The organism is Pseudooceanicola aquaeponti (assembly GCF_050897975.1).
Taxonomy (GTDB): domain Bacteria; phylum Pseudomonadota; class Alphaproteobacteria; order Rhodobacterales; family Rhodobacteraceae; genus Pseudooceanicola.
The window spans coordinates 16,227-30,700 of the sequence record NZ_JBPAXY010000012.1; the positions used below are offsets into that span (position 1 = coordinate 16,227).

Genomic DNA, 14,474 nt, shown 5'->3' on the forward strand with positions numbered 1-14,474 from the left:
TCAAAGGAAACCAATCATGACCAAATTTTTGACGCTCGCCGCTGCCCTTCTGATGACCGCTGGAACTGCAATTGCTGCTAGCGATAGTGCCATGTCCTCGGGCACGGTGACCAAGATCGATGCCAAGTGGAACAAGATTACTGTCGACCATGGCCCGCTGGAAAACCTCGACATGCCAGCAATGAAAATGGTCTTCGTTCTCGCCGATCCCGCGATGCTGGAAGGGCTGAGTGAAGGCGCACAGATCAACTTCGTTGCCGACCGTGTGAATGGCAAGCTGACTATTACAGAGCTGGTGCAGTAACTACAGGTCGCGCGCCCTGTCTCGCAGGGCGCGCGATTTCATTCGTCGTCGGAGATCATGAGAAAGTTGCGTCGTCTACGACAGAAAGATCCGCAAGAATTGGACAATCCGGTCGGTGATCGCCAGCACACTGGTGCACGAGAGACGAAAGAGTTTCTTTCATCGACATGAGTTTAGAGATCTTTTCATCAATCTGGCGCAGGTGCACCTCTGCGACGGCCTTTACCTGCGCACTTTCTCGATTGTCATCGTTATAGAGCGCCAAAAGCGTACGGCAGTCTTCGATTGTAAATCCCAAGGCTCGCGCTCGTCCGATGAATGCCAGCTTATGAAAATCGATCTCTCTGAAGCTTCGATACCCGTTTGCAGCGCGCAAAGGTGTTACTAGACCGATATCCTCATAGTAGCGAATGGTCTTGGCCGGCACTCCTGACCGCTCGGCAACATCACCAATGTTCATTTCTGCCTCCTCTCACTCGGCCGGGACGGGGGCGAAGTCCTCCACCCGCCCAGACTCTTGGCGCTCGTCCATCGCCGGTCTTACGCGCCGCAGCCGCAAGGCGTTCGTCAAGACAAAGACCGAGCTAAGTGCCATCGCACCGGCAGCGACGACCGGTGACAGCAGCACGGCGAAACTCGGATAAAGCGCTCCGGCGGCCAAGGGTATCAAAGCCACATTGTAACCAAAGGCCCAACCAAGGTTCTGTTTGATGTTTCGCATGGTGTGTCGCGAGATCTCGAAAGCGTTCACAACGCCGCGAAGATCACCGGACATCAATACGACATCTGCGCTTTCGATCGCCACATCCGTGCCAGTGCCGATGGCGATGCCGACATCCGCGTGGGCGAGCGCGGGTGCATCGTTGATGCCATCGCCAACAAAGGCCAATGTGCCCTGCTGGCGCAGATTTTCCAGTGCCGCCACCTTGCCGTCGGGCAAGACCCCCGCGATCACGTGGTCGATACCAGTCTCTTCGGCAATTGCTTCTGCCGTTTCGCGTTTGTCGCCGGTAATCATTGCCACCTTCAAACCCAGACTGTGCAGTGCGGCAATCGCGGCTCGGCTCGAGGGTTTGACCGGATCGGCGACGCCAATCGCAGCCACCGCCTTGCCATTGATTGCGGCGAAGAGTGCGGTGCGACCTTGCCGTGCGAGCATAGTTTCAGCCTCTGCGAGTTCACCAAGATCGATCCCTTCGCGCTGCATCATTCGGTCAGCTCCGACAACAACCTCGGCCCCGTCAACGATGGCGCGCACGCCATACCCTGTAATCGAAGTAAACGCGCTCGGTTCCGACAGTCTGATGTTTTCCGCCTGCGCGCCGCGCACGATAGCTTCGGCGATCGGGTGTTCTGATCTGGCTTCGACCGATGCGACTGCCGCAAGAACGGTGCAGCGCTCGGCTCCTTCCGCCAGCACAAGGTCGGTCAGCGCGGGACGTCCGGCGGTGACGGTGCCGGTCTTGTCCAGAGCGACAACCTTGACGTCCCCCAATGCTTGCAGAGCATCCCCCTTGCGGAACAACACGCCCATTTCAGCAGCGCGACCGGTCCCGACCATGATCGACGTCGGCGTCGCCAGTCCCATCGCGCAGGGACAAGCAATGATGAGAACTGAGACACCCGCGACCAGCGCATAGGTGAGGGCGGGATCAGGGCCGAATATTAGCCAGACAAGGATCGTCAAGGCGGCGAGGGTCATCACAGCGGGGACGAACCAAAGCGTGATCCGATCCACCAACCCTTGAATGGGGAGCTTGGCGCCCTGCGCATCTTCGACCATGCGGATGATTTGGGACAACGTGGTATCCGCACCAACACGCGTTGCTTTATAGGTCAGACTGCCCGCGCCATTGACCGTACCGCCCGTGACAGGATCACCAGCCGACTTGCCGACCGGCACGGGTTCCCCGGTGATCATGCTTTCATCGACATGGCTTTCGCCGTCCACAACCTCACCGTCCACGGCGAGTCGTTCTCCGGGGCGCACAACAATCAGATCTCCGGTGCGCAAGGCATCGATCTCGACCTCGACCGCATCGCCGTCACGCAAAATACGCGCCGTACGAGCCTGTAGGCCGAGCAGCTTCTCGATTGCAGCCCCTGTTCGCCCTTTCGCTCGCGCTTCGAGCCAGCGCCCGATCAGGATCAGGACCACGATGACCGCGGCGGCCTCGAAGTAGACAGCGCGGACGGCCTCGGGCATCAGCGACGGGAAGAACGTTGCGACAACTGAATAAAGATAAGCTGCGCCTGTGCCGACGGCGACCAGACTGTTCATGTCTGGAGCACCTTTCAGCAAGGCCGGAAACCCTTTCAGATAGAACTGTCGGCCGGGCCCAATGAGCACAGCCGTTGTGAGGATGAACTGGATCAACCAGCTGGCCTGCTGTCCTATGGTATTGTTGATCGCCATATGCACGGCCGGGATCAGGTGCCCGCCCATTTCCATCAGGAAAACCGGCAAAGCGAGTGCTGCGGCCAGTGCCACCCGGCGTGCCAACCCGCGCGCTTCCTCTTCTTTTCGCGAAGTGCGATCCTGTGTTGCCGTGGCCTCGGCCACGCTGGCTGGATATCCGGCTTGCTCGGATGCACGGATGAGGGCCACAGGGTCGGTCATGCCCTCAAGATATGTGATGCGCGCATTTTCCGCCGCAAGATTAACGTTGACCTCCAACACGCCGGGAACCAAGGCAAGTGCCTTGTCGACGCGCCCGACACAAGAAGCACATGACATGGACGCGATGTTCAGCGTCACGGATGCCGTTCGCGCTGGATACCCGAGATCTTTCAGGGCTTGGACCGCATCTTGCAGGTGGGGCGAACCATCCACGCTGAAACGCGCCGTCTCGTTCGCGAGGTTCACCGAGACATCGGATATTCCCCTCAACGCGGCTAGGCCCCGATCCACGCGCCCTACGCATGAGGCGCAAGACATTCCTTCAATCGAGAGCGTCACTTTGGATTGATCTGTCATTTCAGTCTCCTGGAATCCCATTTGACACCCCAAATAGGAGTTCCAGTGACTGGAAGGTCAATACCCAATTTGAACTTTCCTGGCTTCGCTTTAAAAATCTACGGAGACCCTTGACCTTCCCCCCACTGGAAGCCCCATCTGCACTGAACAAGCTGTCACAGAGGAGACATCGACATGAAATTCAACGTTCCCGACATGAGTTGTGGTCATTGCACCAGTACGATCGAAAAGGCGATCAAGGCAGCTGACGCAAATGCGAGCGTATCTTGCGACATTCCGGCCCGCACGGTTTCTGTTGAAGGTGCACTGTCAACAGAACGGCTGACGGCCCTGCTTCGTGAAGCTGGGTACGAAAATACCGTGACTGCCTAATCTATGGGTCATCGCACCCGTCGTGACGGGTGCGATGACCTAGCGATTTCTAGCGACGGATTTGCCTGGTTTTCTGAGGTTCCGCAGATCATGAGCGCGAAGGCAACAGGATGAGAGCACTGCCTAAGAGGCAAAGAAGAATGCCTGCAATGTCCCAGCGGTCCGGTCGGCTCCCCTCCACTAGCCACATCCAGATCATGGACGCCGCTATGTAGACGCCCCCGTAAGCTGCATATGCCCGACCGGCCATTTCGCTTTCTGCGCGCGTCAAAAGCCATGCGAAGAGTGCCAAACTTACCAGACCTGGCCCGACCAAAAGTGGCGAACGATCGAGCCGCAACCATGCCCAGAAAGCAAAACATCCGGCGATCTCGGCAAAGGCAGCAATAAGATACCAAAGGTAAGTCATCTTCTCGCCGCCTCTTTCAGTGGTAGGCCGTGCCTAGGTCTTTTGGTATGTAGGGGCTCCGGCTCATTCGCCTGCATCATTGCTCATCGGGCGTGATGTCAGAACCCACCGCAGAGTGCTAGTTTGCCGACGCCCGCACGTTGTCGACCAGTTCCGTGAGCTTATCGCTCTCCACGAAGCCTGGAACCAGATTGTCGCCGATCACAAATGAAGGCGTGCCACTGAAGCCGAGCGACTGCGTCAACCGCATCGAGGTCGCGATGTGCTCTTCAATTTCGGGGCGCTCCATGTCGGTTTGAAGGCGTTCGATGTCGAGACCAACTTCTTGTGCTATCCTGAGAACGCTTGCCTCTTCCGCCCGGCCGTTCATACCCATTAGGGCCCAGTGGAATGCCTCATACTTGCCTTGCAGCCGCGATGCGAGTGCAGCTTTGGTTGCAAACACTGACCCGTCCCCGAGAATTGGCCATTCGCGATAGACCAGACGCACATCAGGATCGGCCTCCAACAGAGCCTGAACTTCCGGCATAGCGCGTCGACAATATGGGCAGTTGTAATCGAAAAATTCGATAACGGTCACATCCCCATCGGGATTGCCGAGAACCGGTGCATTCGGGTCTTGCTCGAGCAATTGTCGCTGATCGCGCAAGACGGTTGCCTGCGCTTGTGCCTGGGCTTCGGCGTCCTGACGTTGAAGTATTTCGACTGCTTCCATGATGATTTGCGGATTCTCGCGGATAGCCTCATATACAAGTTCCTTGACCCGCGCTTCGTCCAGGTCTGCGGCCTGCACTGCCATTGGAAGTAAGGCAAATGACGATACGAGCATCAAATTTCTGAAAATCATGTCCATTATCCCTCTTGTTCTGCTGCTGTGCGTGCGGCCTGAGCATTGCGCTCTCGCTCTAGCCAGGTCGACTTAATGAAGCCGAGAATGTTCCAAATTTCCTGATCTGTGAGTTTGCCGGCGAAGCCCGGCATGCCACTATCGAAATCTGAGCCCTGTTGTCGCATCAGTTCCGCCCCCCCGAGCTTGGTGTAGGAGAACAAAATCTGGTCACTATGGTGCCAGGTATGACCGTTGCGATCATGCGGCGGCGCGGGCAGGCGGCCATCTGAACCAGGGCTTCGCCAGTCTGGTTGCCCTTCGAGATTGGCGCCATGGCAGGACGCACAGTTTTCAGAATAGAGAGCTTGCCCCAGTTCGATATTGACGTCGTCAAACGGGGAAGAACCCTGGGAGGCATTGCCGCTGAACCACCAGGTTGCACCTAGCCCAATCAGGCCAATGGATGAAATTACCGCCAGGTAAGCTGATCTCATGCGACCTCCAGCCACGTCATCATGCCGGATGCCGCGTGCGAGAGCATGTGACAGTGAAACAGCCACTTTCCCGGATTGTCGGCAACGAAGGCGATCTCGCGAGTCTCGCCACCGAACATCAGCAAGGTATCCCGCAGGGGACCAACTTCACCGCCCTCCAGCACCTCCCGGAAATGCATCCCGTGCAAATGCATGGCGTGGGGGAAGGATGTATCGTTGTAGATCTCCACTCGCGCTGTTTCACCGCGTGACAGGCTAGCCAGTGGCTTCTCGGTCATGCCCACGGTACCATTGAAAGCCCAGAACTGGTTCGCGTCGACCAGTTGGCGGAACGTTTTTCGCTCACCCTCAAGTATGGCTGCGTCAAGGTTGCCCATTGCCCCGCCTTCCATGTTGAGCCTGATGCGTCTCGCCTGCTCCAGTCCCGGCACATCCATATTAGGGTTCGGTGGCAGAACTTGGGGGACATCCCGCACAGCGGAGGCCAAAGTGCCGGTCACGCGAAACTCGGTTTGGGCAAATCCCTGGCCGTCTTCAAGCCGCACCAGATGAGCACTTTCCCCTTCATCCGCAATGACGTCGACAAACAAATCCGCTCGTTGGCCCGGCCCAAGGATGATCGGTTCGCTGATCTCACTCGGCGTCACCAGTGGCATTCCGTCGAACGCCATCACCCACCCCTTTAGACCTGACAGGCCCAAAACAAAGATCCTGGCATTTGCCGCGTTGATCAACCGAAGCCGCATCCGCTCACCCTGGCTCACGTTGAGCGTAGAATTGAAGCTTCCGTTGGTGGCGACAAAGTTGCCACGTCGGCCTGCATGGCTACGATCATGAACGGCTTCAAAATCTGGGTCGAGTTGTGCGGTCTCCGGGTTGAGGAGCCAATCGTCAAGAATAAGGACTTCATCGCGATCAACATCCGGGGCTATCGGTTCTTCGACGATCAACGCTCCGTAGAGCCCACGAGCGACCTGTTCGACGGAGCGATTATGCGCGTGAAACCAAAAAGTTCCTGCATCTGGAACGGCAAAATCGTAGTCGAAGGTTTCGCCTGTGGGGATGGCATCTTGGGTGAGCCCGGCCACGCCGTCCATCGCATTTGATATCCGCACGCCATGCCAGTGCAGGGACGTCGCCTGCGGCAACTTGTTGACGAGCCGACGTTGAAGACGCGCGCCCTGCCGAACACGGATCACGGGGCCAGGAAACTTTCCGTCATAGCCCCAAATCTCCGTCTTGGGGTAGTCCGGAGGGGCGAGTTGTACGGCGCCACTTTGCGCTGTCATCACCTGAAATTCAGGGGTGGCTGCTGATCCAGCCTTAGGGAAGACGCTCAACGCACTCATTGCCAACCCCGATTGAATGAATGCTCTTCTGGTGTGTGTCATTTCGTTCTCGTTTGTTGTGCGAGCCAGTTTTGGCTCACACATTGTCTCTATTGCAGTCACATGTCTTTATTAGCAGCGGCGCCCTCGCCCTGAGCGACCCGGTCGGCTCGAGGTTCGTCACCATCAAGCAAGTACACGGCCATCGCTTCCAGATCATCGGGGGACAAAAAGCGCGTATTGCCCTGCACGACCTCCACCATGCTGCCGCCGAAAGCGTCGCCTGACGGCGTCACGCCAGTACGCAACGCATAGGCGAGGTTGGAAACGGTCCAGCCGCGTTCCGCCAGTGAGTTCGGCGTGATCGAAGGCGCCTTGCTCCCCCCTGGCAATGCCTCATTTCCAGCAAAAACCGCGTCAAGCAGGCGCCCGCCTCCGATATTGCGTGGCGTGTGGCAAGCACCGCAATGTGCTGCACCTCGAACCAGCTCGCGACCGCGGTTCCATTGTGCGTTTTTCTCGTCAATGGGTTCCGTGGGTGGATCGTAGAGATAGGCCGCCCGCCATAGCTTCAGGCCCCATCTCTGATCGAAAGGAAACTTGACATCATGCTCAAGCGCTGCCTCGGCGACCGGTGGCACGGTCTGGAAAGCTGCCCAAAGGTCGGCAATGTCCTGATCCGTGAAATCCGCATAGAACGGATAGGAAAAAGCGGGATAATACGGCTCTCCGCTAGGACTAATGCCCTGGCGAACCGCCTTGGCGAACTGCTCAACCGTCCACCCCCCGATGCCGCTCTCTTTGTCTGTCGTCAGATTGGGCGGAAAAAACGTGCCAAAATCTGTCGCCAGCCCCGCGCCGCCTGCGAGTGCGGCGCCGCCAGCCTCTGAATTGGTGTGGCATGAAATGCACCCGGATACGCGAGCCAAATAGGCGCCGCGCTGGACATCACCCGTTTGCGTGATCGACGCGGGCACCTTGCCAATCGGCCAGATCACAAGGCCGCCGACCACAAGGGCGCCAAGCGCCCCTGCAGCAAAGACCAGTTTTTTCATCCGGCCCATCTTTACTTCGCCTCGTAGCGGAATTTCGCGTGACATGCCGAACATGTCTGGGTCACCATGTTGAATGCCCCATCTGCGGGCATCGAGGCATAGTCCATCATCGGGCTTCCTGACGAAGTTCCCATCATGGACGAAGCTCCCATCATGCCACCGGGGGATTGCGTGCCCATCATAGAGCCTGCATCCATTCCCGCCGCTGACGCCATAAGCCCGTTGTCGGCGGCTTTGGCAAGACCTTCGCTAACCACCTTGAGCTGCTCTGCGAGCGCACTGAATTCTTCCCAATCCGACCAGATCTCGGGCTTTGCTTCCGACGGTTTCCCAGCAGACCCTTCGGGAAACAATTCGGTCATGCCTTCGCTATGTTCGACAAAGACGCGTGCTCCCGCACGAACAGCTTCAGCATCATAGGTGATTTCACCACGCATCATCGGAGCCAGTTCTTTGACCGATTGCCCCATGGCCATCATGCCGTCCATGCGTTCCTTGACGACGCCTTCCGCGCCACCATGTGCAAATGCAGCTGCGGCCATTGTCGTTCCTGCCAAGAGGCCGATCATCAGTTTGCTTTTCATCGTTCCGTATCCTGTATTTCCATGCTTGATAGATTTAATTTGATGAGGCGTGGTTGCCCCTAGGTCAGGATAGGTGTTTGGGAGGCGGGGTGTCCCTTAGGACATTCCGGTTAGAAAAGCTCTGATCTGGATGTTCGCGAGGCAATTGCGACAAGTTGGTCGAAGCTCTCGGAGCTGATAAAATGACAATTACCATATTTTTCGAGCAGTCCGGCCCCGGATCGCAATGCCCGGGGAGAAGATTATCTGCATCTTCCTCATGAGAGGTCTGATGTTTTTGCGCACTTCGTTCGGAAACTTTGGCAGCGACCGTTTCATGGCCAATTGCATCGAGAGATCCCGCCGGGAGAACGACAAATAACGCAATCGAGACCAGCAGGAGAATCTGGATCGCGCTACGGAAGATGTTCAGCCTGACGACCAAAGTCAGTTGATCCCGTTCGCGCGCTGCAGTTCGCGCACGTATCCAGCAATCATCTTCACATCACCTTGGGTGAGGCCTTCAACGGGAGGCATATTGCCAAAATTCCAATGATGAGATTGGACGCCGTTTTGCGCCGCATTCAGGAACGCGGCATCGGAATGGTGGTTCGGCTCGTAGATTTTGTGAACAAGCGGAGGAGCGACCCCATTCTGGCCTGCGGCATTTTCACCATGACAGCTGGCGCATTTTGCCTCGAACGCGCGTTGCCCCATTTGGGCTTGCGGCGAAAACTCAGCGGGAATTATTACATTGGCAATGGGCGCGCCCTGAGGAATGCCGCTCGTGTCCGGCGGAACCATTGAGTGTCCTTGAGCGGTCTGCGCCGGGGCCGGCTGCAACGCTTGCCAACCGACCGCTCCAAGGCCGAGCACGAAGAACCCGCTAACGAACCATCCCCAGAAATTCATAGTGTTTTACTCTCCTGCATGTGATCCGTTCAGATCAACTTAACCTGCGTCCCGACCGGCGTGCGATCGAAGACCTCTTCTATATGTTCGTTGTAAAGGCCGATGCAGCCGTTTGATGATCGACGCCCGATTTTCCGCGTGTCTTGGGTTCCGTGGATCCGGTAGTATTGCCACGACAGATAGAGCGCACGCGTTCCCAGAGGATTGGAGGGATCTCCTCCAGGCACATAGGCTGGCCATTCCGGATTGCGTTCCCGCATTGAAGGGGTCGGCGCCCAACTTGGATTTTCCCGTTTCTCGACAACTTCTGTATACCCGCGCTTCGTCAATTCATCAGTCAAGGGAACAGAGGTCGGGTAAATCCGCATCTCTTCATCCTCTGTCCAGTGTTGGAGCACCTTTGTGACAGTATCCGAAATGATGATGCCCTTCCCGAGACGGTCAAAGTGATCACGCCAATTGTGGAGAACGAACGACGAGATATTGCGTCTTACCACACCAGCCTCTTCCGCCCGAAGAGTGTGGGGGGTCATCAAGAATGCGCCTGAAATTGCAATCAGGCTCCGCCTGTTCAAACTCGGTCTCTCTGCCATTTGTTCGTCCTTGGTTACTCAATTGGACGAGACAGGCATTGCTCAGATGGGGCTGAATCTCAACCGCAACAGGCCGCAAGATTTGTATCGAAGTGTATCCTTGACCTTCCAGCGGGAGATCAAGCTAAACAGGATGCGTTGACCAAAATCAGAGGTGGATTCCATGCAAGAGGATAGCGAGTCAGGTGGCAATCGCCACGGAAAGTTGATGCACTGGGGCATGATGGCTTGCTGTGCTGTCATGCTTCTACCCATCGCAGCTTTCCTGATTGGCGGAGGCACCGTCGCAGGCCTTTGGGCAAACGCTACCGTCTTTGCGCCTCTGGTGCTCTGCGTTGGCGCCCATTTTGTGATGCACAAGATGATGGGGCGTTCATGCCATGGAAGCAAAGAGCACAAGCAGACCGCCCCCCAGCCAGTGCCGATTGAAGATATGACCGACAGCGCCGTCCGGCGGTAAGTCGAAATGAGAACAAGAGCGCGGCTGGCGACTGTCTTCTTGGGAGCGATTTTCGTGAGCGCTTGTTCCGGCGGACCAGTCCTGTGCCCGACAAACCCGCCGCCAACTTTGTCGACAAAGTCACCAGAGCTGGAGCTGCCCAATGGATGTCGTCTGGCAGGGCCTATCTCCAACGGTGTGGGCCAGTTGGATTGTGTAAACGGCCGATCAGGCTTTGTTGCCACTCAAGTTCAAAGCCTGGAGATAGTGCGATGACCATCTGGCGCTCGCCAATCCGTCTTGCTTTCTGCGGTACCCTCGCTGCCGCAATGTTCTGGCTCTTGATCCCCTTTGCTGCAACGGCCGAGGTATCAGTCGCCCACAAGGTCACTGCGGTGGAAGCGCGGCTGATCTCCGCCGAGGATGCCGTTTCCGCCGAAGCTCAAACGCTCTCCGCCGGTCTGGATCTGAACCTTGCTGACGGATGGAAAACCTATTGGCGTTCGCCTGGCGAGGTTGGCATTCCGCCACAGATCGACTGGAGCGGGTCGACGAATGTCGCGGGCGTTGATTTCCTATGGCCTGCGCCCGAGCGGTTCACTGCCTTTGGCATCGAAAACTTCGGCTATCATGATGAGGTTGTCTTTCCACTTCAGATCACCCTGAAGGATCCTGGGGAACCTGTCGAACTCAGAGCAAACGTCAAGCTCTTGACCTGCTCAGCAGTTTGTGTCCCCCAGGATTTTGACTTGGCACTTTCGTTGCCTCAGGGGAACTCAATCGATCAAGTCTCGGCTAATCGTATCGGGGCATTTCTCGCACGCGTTCCGGCGGAAGGAGGAGCGGCAGGCGTGACCGCCGCCACATCCCATATAAACGATGATTTCACCCGCCTAACGATAGAAATAGCTGCCACGACTGCCTTCAAAACCCCGGACGTCTTTCCTGAAATTGGTGATGGCAACACGTTGGGGAAGCCCGACATTCGCCTTGGGGCAAGCGGGCGAACGCTTTGGGCTGAATTCCCAATTCTTGCCTACATGGCAGATACAGACGCGCCGCCACGGGTAACCGTGACGGACGGGCCGGATCACGCCCTCACCGTCACGCCAGATCGGGCAACAACCGCCCCAACTCCCCCTTTCAGTATTGATCGGGTGGTCCCCGGCATTGATCAAGTGATCTGGATCGCCATCATCGCTTTTCTTGGGGGCTTGATCCTGAACGCCATGCCTTGCGTGCTTCCTGTTCTGTCGATCAAGTTATCTTCTGCCCTGAAATCCGAAGGACGCGGCAATGCCCAAGTCAGGGCAGGCTTCTTGGCCGCCGCCGCCGGAGTCATGGTCTTTATGTGGGCACTCGCGGCTGTTCTCTTCGCATTGCAAAAGATTGGCGTTGCCGTCGGTTGGGGGCTCCAGTTCCAGAGCCCAACGTTCCTGGTTCTGATGCTCCTGATCCTTGGTCTGTTCACCGCAAACCTGTTTGGACTGTTCGAATTCTCTTTGCCAGCCGCCCTGACAACGCGGTTGATGAAAGCAGGAGGTACGGCCGGTTATGGAGCGGATTTTGCCACCGGATTTTTCGGGGCGGTCATGGCTACTCCCTGCTCCGCGCCGTTTCTTGGAACAGCTATCGCATTCGCACTTGCGGGGCGGGTGATAGACATCGCTGTCGTTTTCACCTTTCTCGGGTTAGGTCTGGCCAGCCCATATCTGTTGGTGGCCATCGTGCCGAACGTTGTTCGGTTCGTGCCCAAGCCCGGCCGCTGGATGATCGCCTTGAAAGCCGGCCTTGGCATCCTCCTGATGGGTACCGCGGCATGGCTGTTCTATGTCCTGCTCGGCGTTGCTGGATCGCGCGCGGCCCTAACAGTTGCATCTCTCGGTGCGGTTATGCTCTTCATAGCGGCATCGCCCTGGGTGCCAAGATCTCTTCGCTGGCCCTTTGGGCTGGCGCTGGCGGCACTCGCGGTCGCGGCCGCGCCATTCTTGGCAACACCCGCCGCACCCGATGCCCAAGCAGGAAAAATTGCCTGGGTCACATTTGACCGCGGCGATATTGCCCGTCGGGTTTCACGCGGAGAGGTCGTTTTTGTCGATGTAACCGCCGATTGGTGTTTGACCTGCAAAGCCAACAAGGCGCTCGTTCTTGAACGCGACCCGGTTCTTTCGGCATTGAACAGCTCTGGTGTCACGCCGATGCTGGCCGACTGGACCCGCCCAGATGACGCGATCACCCGTTTTTTGGAGACCAACAACCGTTACGGCATTCCATTCAACGCGGTTTATGGGCCGTCTGCTCCCGAAGGAATTATCCTGTCTGAAATATTGTCGACTCAGGATGTTCTTGCTGCTCTGCACGCGGCGCGTCCGGGGGCCGCTCAAGCAACGCTCATCGAGGACGATGTGAAGGTTTCCAGATTTGGAAACACTTTGGAGCAAAGTGCCGACTGAGTAATTTCGCCTAAGCTGCGCATCAAGGACGCCGAGTCAGGCAGCACTTAACGCCCTGATTTAGATCAACCACACCATCTGGATAGCGTGTTATAATCACCTAGGAAGGACTCAAATCATGCGATCAAGGCCACATATCGATGTCAGAAGAGTGTCGCGTATTCGCGTCAGCTTCGTCCTGATATTGATCGGAGCCTTGTTTTTCGGTCTCATTGCCGATGGTTTGCATGCGCATGAGGGCGAGCCTGCCGGGTTAGAGACGCAGATTGTTCAGGTCACCGACGCAAATTCCTCCGTCCACGTTATTCTGGACGCGGATTGCGGAATTCATCCCGGTTGCGCCGCTGCTCTGATCCCTAACGGGCTTGTCAGCGCAGTAGTTTCGAACCGTAGCACGCGAATGGTAATGTCGTGGCGGCAATCGGCGTCTTTCGCCGATGACGAATTCATACACGTCCCCATTCTCTTCTGAGCATTCCAGTCAGCGAGGTAGCGAAGCGCCTCCCTTTCGGCTTTTACGCCAATCGTGACGCTTAGGTTTTTCGACAGGCTCGTAGTCTGGATGTCCGGATTCTGCCTGACCGCGCTCCTCACTTCATTCGCTCCTATTAACCGTGGATCCGCCGGTTTTCTGCCCTCGCCACGGCCACCGCATGATCTCGACCAGATAAAGGTTCCAAAAATGAACATGTCGCCCCGCATCGCCTATACGCTCGCCACTTTGTTCGTGTCAGCACCAGCTTTGGCCGCTCCGCCTACGGTCTTCATTCCAGAGGGCAGCGCCAATTCAGTCCTGATGGTTCAGGCGGAGACTGGAAAAGTCCTGCGTCGGATCAATGATGTCGAGGCGGTCCACGGTCTCGCAGGCGCACCCGGCGTGCCGTATCTGGTCGCCGGCAGCTATTCGGAGATCCCGCGCGAGGATGTCGCGGCGCTAGAAAAGCCCTCCACCGTGTCTGCAGACGATCACGCCGCGCACCACGCACCAAAGGCCGCGCCAATGGGGCCACCCGATGCCGGGATCAGTCTTCTCTCGATTCTGGACGCAAAAAGTGGCGATATCCTGCGTCGGATAGAGGTGCCGGGTGCCGTACATCATACGGCAGTTTCCCCTGATGGACGCTTTGCCGTTGCGACCCATCCGGCAGGTGACGGAATATCGGTGATTGACCTGGCGACTTTCGGCATGACGGCATTTGTCCCGACTGGATCGATGCCGAACTATGCAGCGTTCGGAACTGATCCCAATCTCGTCTACGTCTCCAACACCGGTAACGGAACGATCAGCGAAGTAGACCTGTCGCGGGGTATCGTTCGTCGCAACTTCATTGCAGGTGACACCCCGGAACATACGGCGGTTTCGCCCGAAACTGATCGACTCTTTGTGGCAGACGCGGACGCAGGTCAGGTTCTGGAACTGTCTTTGAGTACCGGTGAAAAGCTGCGGACCTTCGAAATTGGCGGCGAGATTCATGGACTGGGGCTGTCAAATGATGGGGCAACTTTGTTCGTCGCGGGTAGGGGAGAGGACAAACTCGCCTCAGTTGCACTCGCTACCGGGGAAGTGCGCACAGCCACGCTTGCACCAGAACCCTACCACCTGACGGTAATTCCAGGCTCCGACATCCTTTATGTCTCAAGCCGTGCAGAGCCCGTGGTTTGGCTCATCGATACCAGCTCACTGCAAACGCGTGAAACAGTTTCTGTCGAAGGAGAAGGACATCAGATGGTGGCGCTTCCCTGAAG

15 protein-coding genes are annotated in these 14,474 nt (G+C 57.1%); 5 read left to right on the top strand and 10 right to left on the bottom strand.

Features of this window, described 5'->3' with window-relative positions; genetic code table 11:
• The first annotated feature begins 16 nt into the window (after positions 1-16).
• Complete coding sequence (locus ACRARE_RS21695; RefSeq protein WP_009574142.1) at positions 17-304, top strand: copper-binding protein; 288 nt, start codon at positions 17-19, stop codon at positions 302-304.
• 55 nt (positions 305-359) lie between these two features.
• On the opposite strand, the gene cueR is transcribed toward ACRARE_RS21695, so the two are convergent.
• Both cueR and ACRARE_RS21705 read right to left on the bottom strand, forming a co-directional pair.
• Complete coding sequence (gene cueR / locus ACRARE_RS21700) at positions 360-764, bottom strand: Cu(I)-responsive transcriptional regulator (protein WP_009573646.1); 405 nt, start codon at positions 762-764, stop codon at positions 360-362.
• 12 nt (positions 765-776) lie between these two features.
• On the bottom strand, positions 777-3,281 hold the full coding sequence (locus tag ACRARE_RS21705; protein WP_040402909.1) for a heavy metal translocating P-type ATPase: 2,505 nt from the start codon (positions 3,279-3,281) through the stop codon (positions 777-779).
• A gap of 174 nt (positions 3,282-3,455) precedes the next feature.
• On the opposite strand from ACRARE_RS21705, the gene ACRARE_RS21710 reads away from it, so the two are divergent.
• Positions 3,456-3,653, top strand: coding sequence for a heavy-metal-associated domain-containing protein (locus ACRARE_RS21710; RefSeq protein WP_009573644.1), 198 nt, complete (start codon positions 3,456-3,458; stop codon positions 3,651-3,653).
• Positions 3,654-3,741: 88 nt separating this feature from the next.
• Here the strand turns inward: ACRARE_RS21710 and ACRARE_RS21715 are convergent, their stop codons facing one another.
• From ACRARE_RS21715 to ACRARE_RS21750, 8 genes are all read right to left on the bottom strand, one after another.
• Positions 3,742-4,062: a YnfA family protein gene (locus ACRARE_RS21715; protein WP_009573643.1), complete on the bottom strand. Its 321-nt coding sequence runs from the start codon at positions 4,060-4,062 to the stop codon at positions 3,742-3,744.
• Between the two features lie 118 nt (positions 4,063-4,180).
• Positions 4,181-4,909, bottom strand: coding sequence for a DsbA family protein (locus ACRARE_RS21720; RefSeq protein WP_040402930.1), 729 nt, complete (start codon positions 4,907-4,909; stop codon positions 4,181-4,183).
• A 5-nt stretch (positions 4,910-4,914) separates the two neighbouring features.
• Positions 4,915-5,385 (bottom strand): c-type cytochrome, encoded by a 471-nt coding sequence (locus ACRARE_RS21725; protein ID WP_432658488.1) that lies wholly within the window; start codon positions 5,383-5,385, stop codon positions 4,915-4,917.
• Positions 5,382-6,776 (bottom strand): multicopper oxidase family protein, encoded by a 1,395-nt coding sequence (locus tag ACRARE_RS21730; protein WP_009573640.1) that lies wholly within the window; start codon positions 6,774-6,776, stop codon positions 5,382-5,384. Before ACRARE_RS21730 ends, ACRARE_RS21725 begins: the two co-directional genes overlap by 4 nt.
• Before the next feature lie 56 nt (positions 6,777-6,832).
• On the bottom strand, positions 6,833-7,768 hold the full coding sequence (locus ACRARE_RS21735; protein ID WP_096807334.1) for a c-type cytochrome: 936 nt from the start codon (positions 7,766-7,768) through the stop codon (positions 6,833-6,835).
• 11 nt (positions 7,769-7,779) lie between these two features.
• The gene (locus tag ACRARE_RS21740; RefSeq protein ID WP_066707483.1) at positions 7,780-8,352 is read right to left on the bottom strand and encodes a c-type cytochrome; all 573 of its coding nucleotides are present in this window, start codon (positions 8,350-8,352) and stop codon (positions 7,780-7,782) included.
• A 426-nt stretch (positions 8,353-8,778) separates the two neighbouring features.
• Positions 8,779-9,243, bottom strand: coding sequence for a c-type cytochrome (locus tag ACRARE_RS21745; protein ID WP_066707486.1), 465 nt, complete (start codon positions 9,241-9,243; stop codon positions 8,779-8,781).
• A gap of 29 nt (positions 9,244-9,272) precedes the next feature.
• Positions 9,273-9,836, bottom strand: a complete 564-nt coding sequence (locus ACRARE_RS21750) for a L,D-transpeptidase (protein ID WP_066707488.1) — start codon at positions 9,834-9,836, stop codon at positions 9,273-9,275.
• Positions 9,837-10,077: 241 nt separating this feature from the next.
• On the opposite strand from ACRARE_RS21750, the gene ACRARE_RS21755 reads away from it, so the two are divergent.
• The 3 genes from ACRARE_RS21755 to ACRARE_RS21765 all read left to right on the top strand — a co-directional run bounded on the left by ACRARE_RS21755 (position 10,078) and on the right by ACRARE_RS21765 (position 14,472).
• Positions 10,078-10,296 (top strand): DUF2933 domain-containing protein, encoded by a 219-nt coding sequence (locus ACRARE_RS21755; RefSeq protein WP_258093609.1) that lies wholly within the window; start codon positions 10,078-10,080, stop codon positions 10,294-10,296.
• Positions 10,297-10,547: 251 nt separating this feature from the next.
• Positions 10,548-12,728, top strand: a complete 2,181-nt coding sequence (locus ACRARE_RS21760; protein WP_009573630.1) for a protein-disulfide reductase DsbD family protein — start codon at positions 10,548-10,550, stop codon at positions 12,726-12,728.
• A gap of 682 nt (positions 12,729-13,410) precedes the next feature.
• Positions 13,411-14,472, top strand: coding sequence for a YncE family protein (locus ACRARE_RS21765; RefSeq protein ID WP_066707494.1), 1,062 nt, complete (start codon positions 13,411-13,413; stop codon positions 14,470-14,472).
• The last annotated feature ends 2 nt before the right edge of the window (positions 14,473-14,474 follow it).

Coding starts and splice junctions, on each gene's coding strand:
- ACRARE_RS21725 (WP_432658488.1), bottom strand. CDS start 5,385: ATGAGATCAGCTTACCTGGCGGTAATTTCATCCATTGGCCTGATTGGG.
- ACRARE_RS21695 (WP_009574142.1), top strand. CDS start 17: ATGACCAAATTTTTGACGCTCGCCGCTGCCCTTCTGATGACCGCTGGA.
- ACRARE_RS21715 (WP_009573643.1), bottom strand. CDS start 4,062: ATGACTTACCTTTGGTATCTTATTGCTGCCTTTGCCGAGATCGCCGGA.
- ACRARE_RS21710 (WP_009573644.1), top strand. CDS start 3,456: ATGAAATTCAACGTTCCCGACATGAGTTGTGGTCATTGCACCAGTACG.
- ACRARE_RS21750 (WP_066707488.1), bottom strand. CDS start 9,836: ATGGCAGAGAGACCGAGTTTGAACAGGCGGAGCCTGATTGCAATTTCA.
- ACRARE_RS21720 (WP_040402930.1), bottom strand. CDS start 4,909: ATGATTTTCAGAAATTTGATGCTCGTATCGTCATTTGCCTTACTTCCA.
- ACRARE_RS21755 (WP_258093609.1), top strand. CDS start 10,078: ATGCTTCTACCCATCGCAGCTTTCCTGATTGGCGGAGGCACCGTCGCA.
- ACRARE_RS21740 (WP_066707483.1), bottom strand. CDS start 8,352: ATGAAAAGCAAACTGATGATCGGCCTCTTGGCAGGAACGACAATGGCC.
- ACRARE_RS21735 (WP_096807334.1), bottom strand. CDS start 7,768: ATGAAAAAACTGGTCTTTGCTGCAGGGGCGCTTGGCGCCCTTGTGGTC.
- ACRARE_RS21760 (WP_009573630.1), top strand. CDS start 10,548: ATGACCATCTGGCGCTCGCCAATCCGTCTTGCTTTCTGCGGTACCCTC.
- ACRARE_RS21730 (WP_009573640.1), bottom strand. CDS start 6,776: ATGACACACACCAGAAGAGCATTCATTCAATCGGGGTTGGCAATGAGT.
- ACRARE_RS21765 (WP_066707494.1), top strand. CDS start 13,411: ATGAACATGTCGCCCCGCATCGCCTATACGCTCGCCACTTTGTTCGTG.
- ACRARE_RS21745 (WP_066707486.1), bottom strand. CDS start 9,243: ATGAATTTCTGGGGATGGTTCGTTAGCGGGTTCTTCGTGCTCGGCCTT.
- cueR (WP_009573646.1), bottom strand. CDS start 764: ATGAACATTGGTGATGTTGCCGAGCGGTCAGGAGTGCCGGCCAAGACC.
- ACRARE_RS21705 (WP_040402909.1), bottom strand. CDS start 3,281: ATGACAGATCAATCCAAAGTGACGCTCTCGATTGAAGGAATGTCTTGC.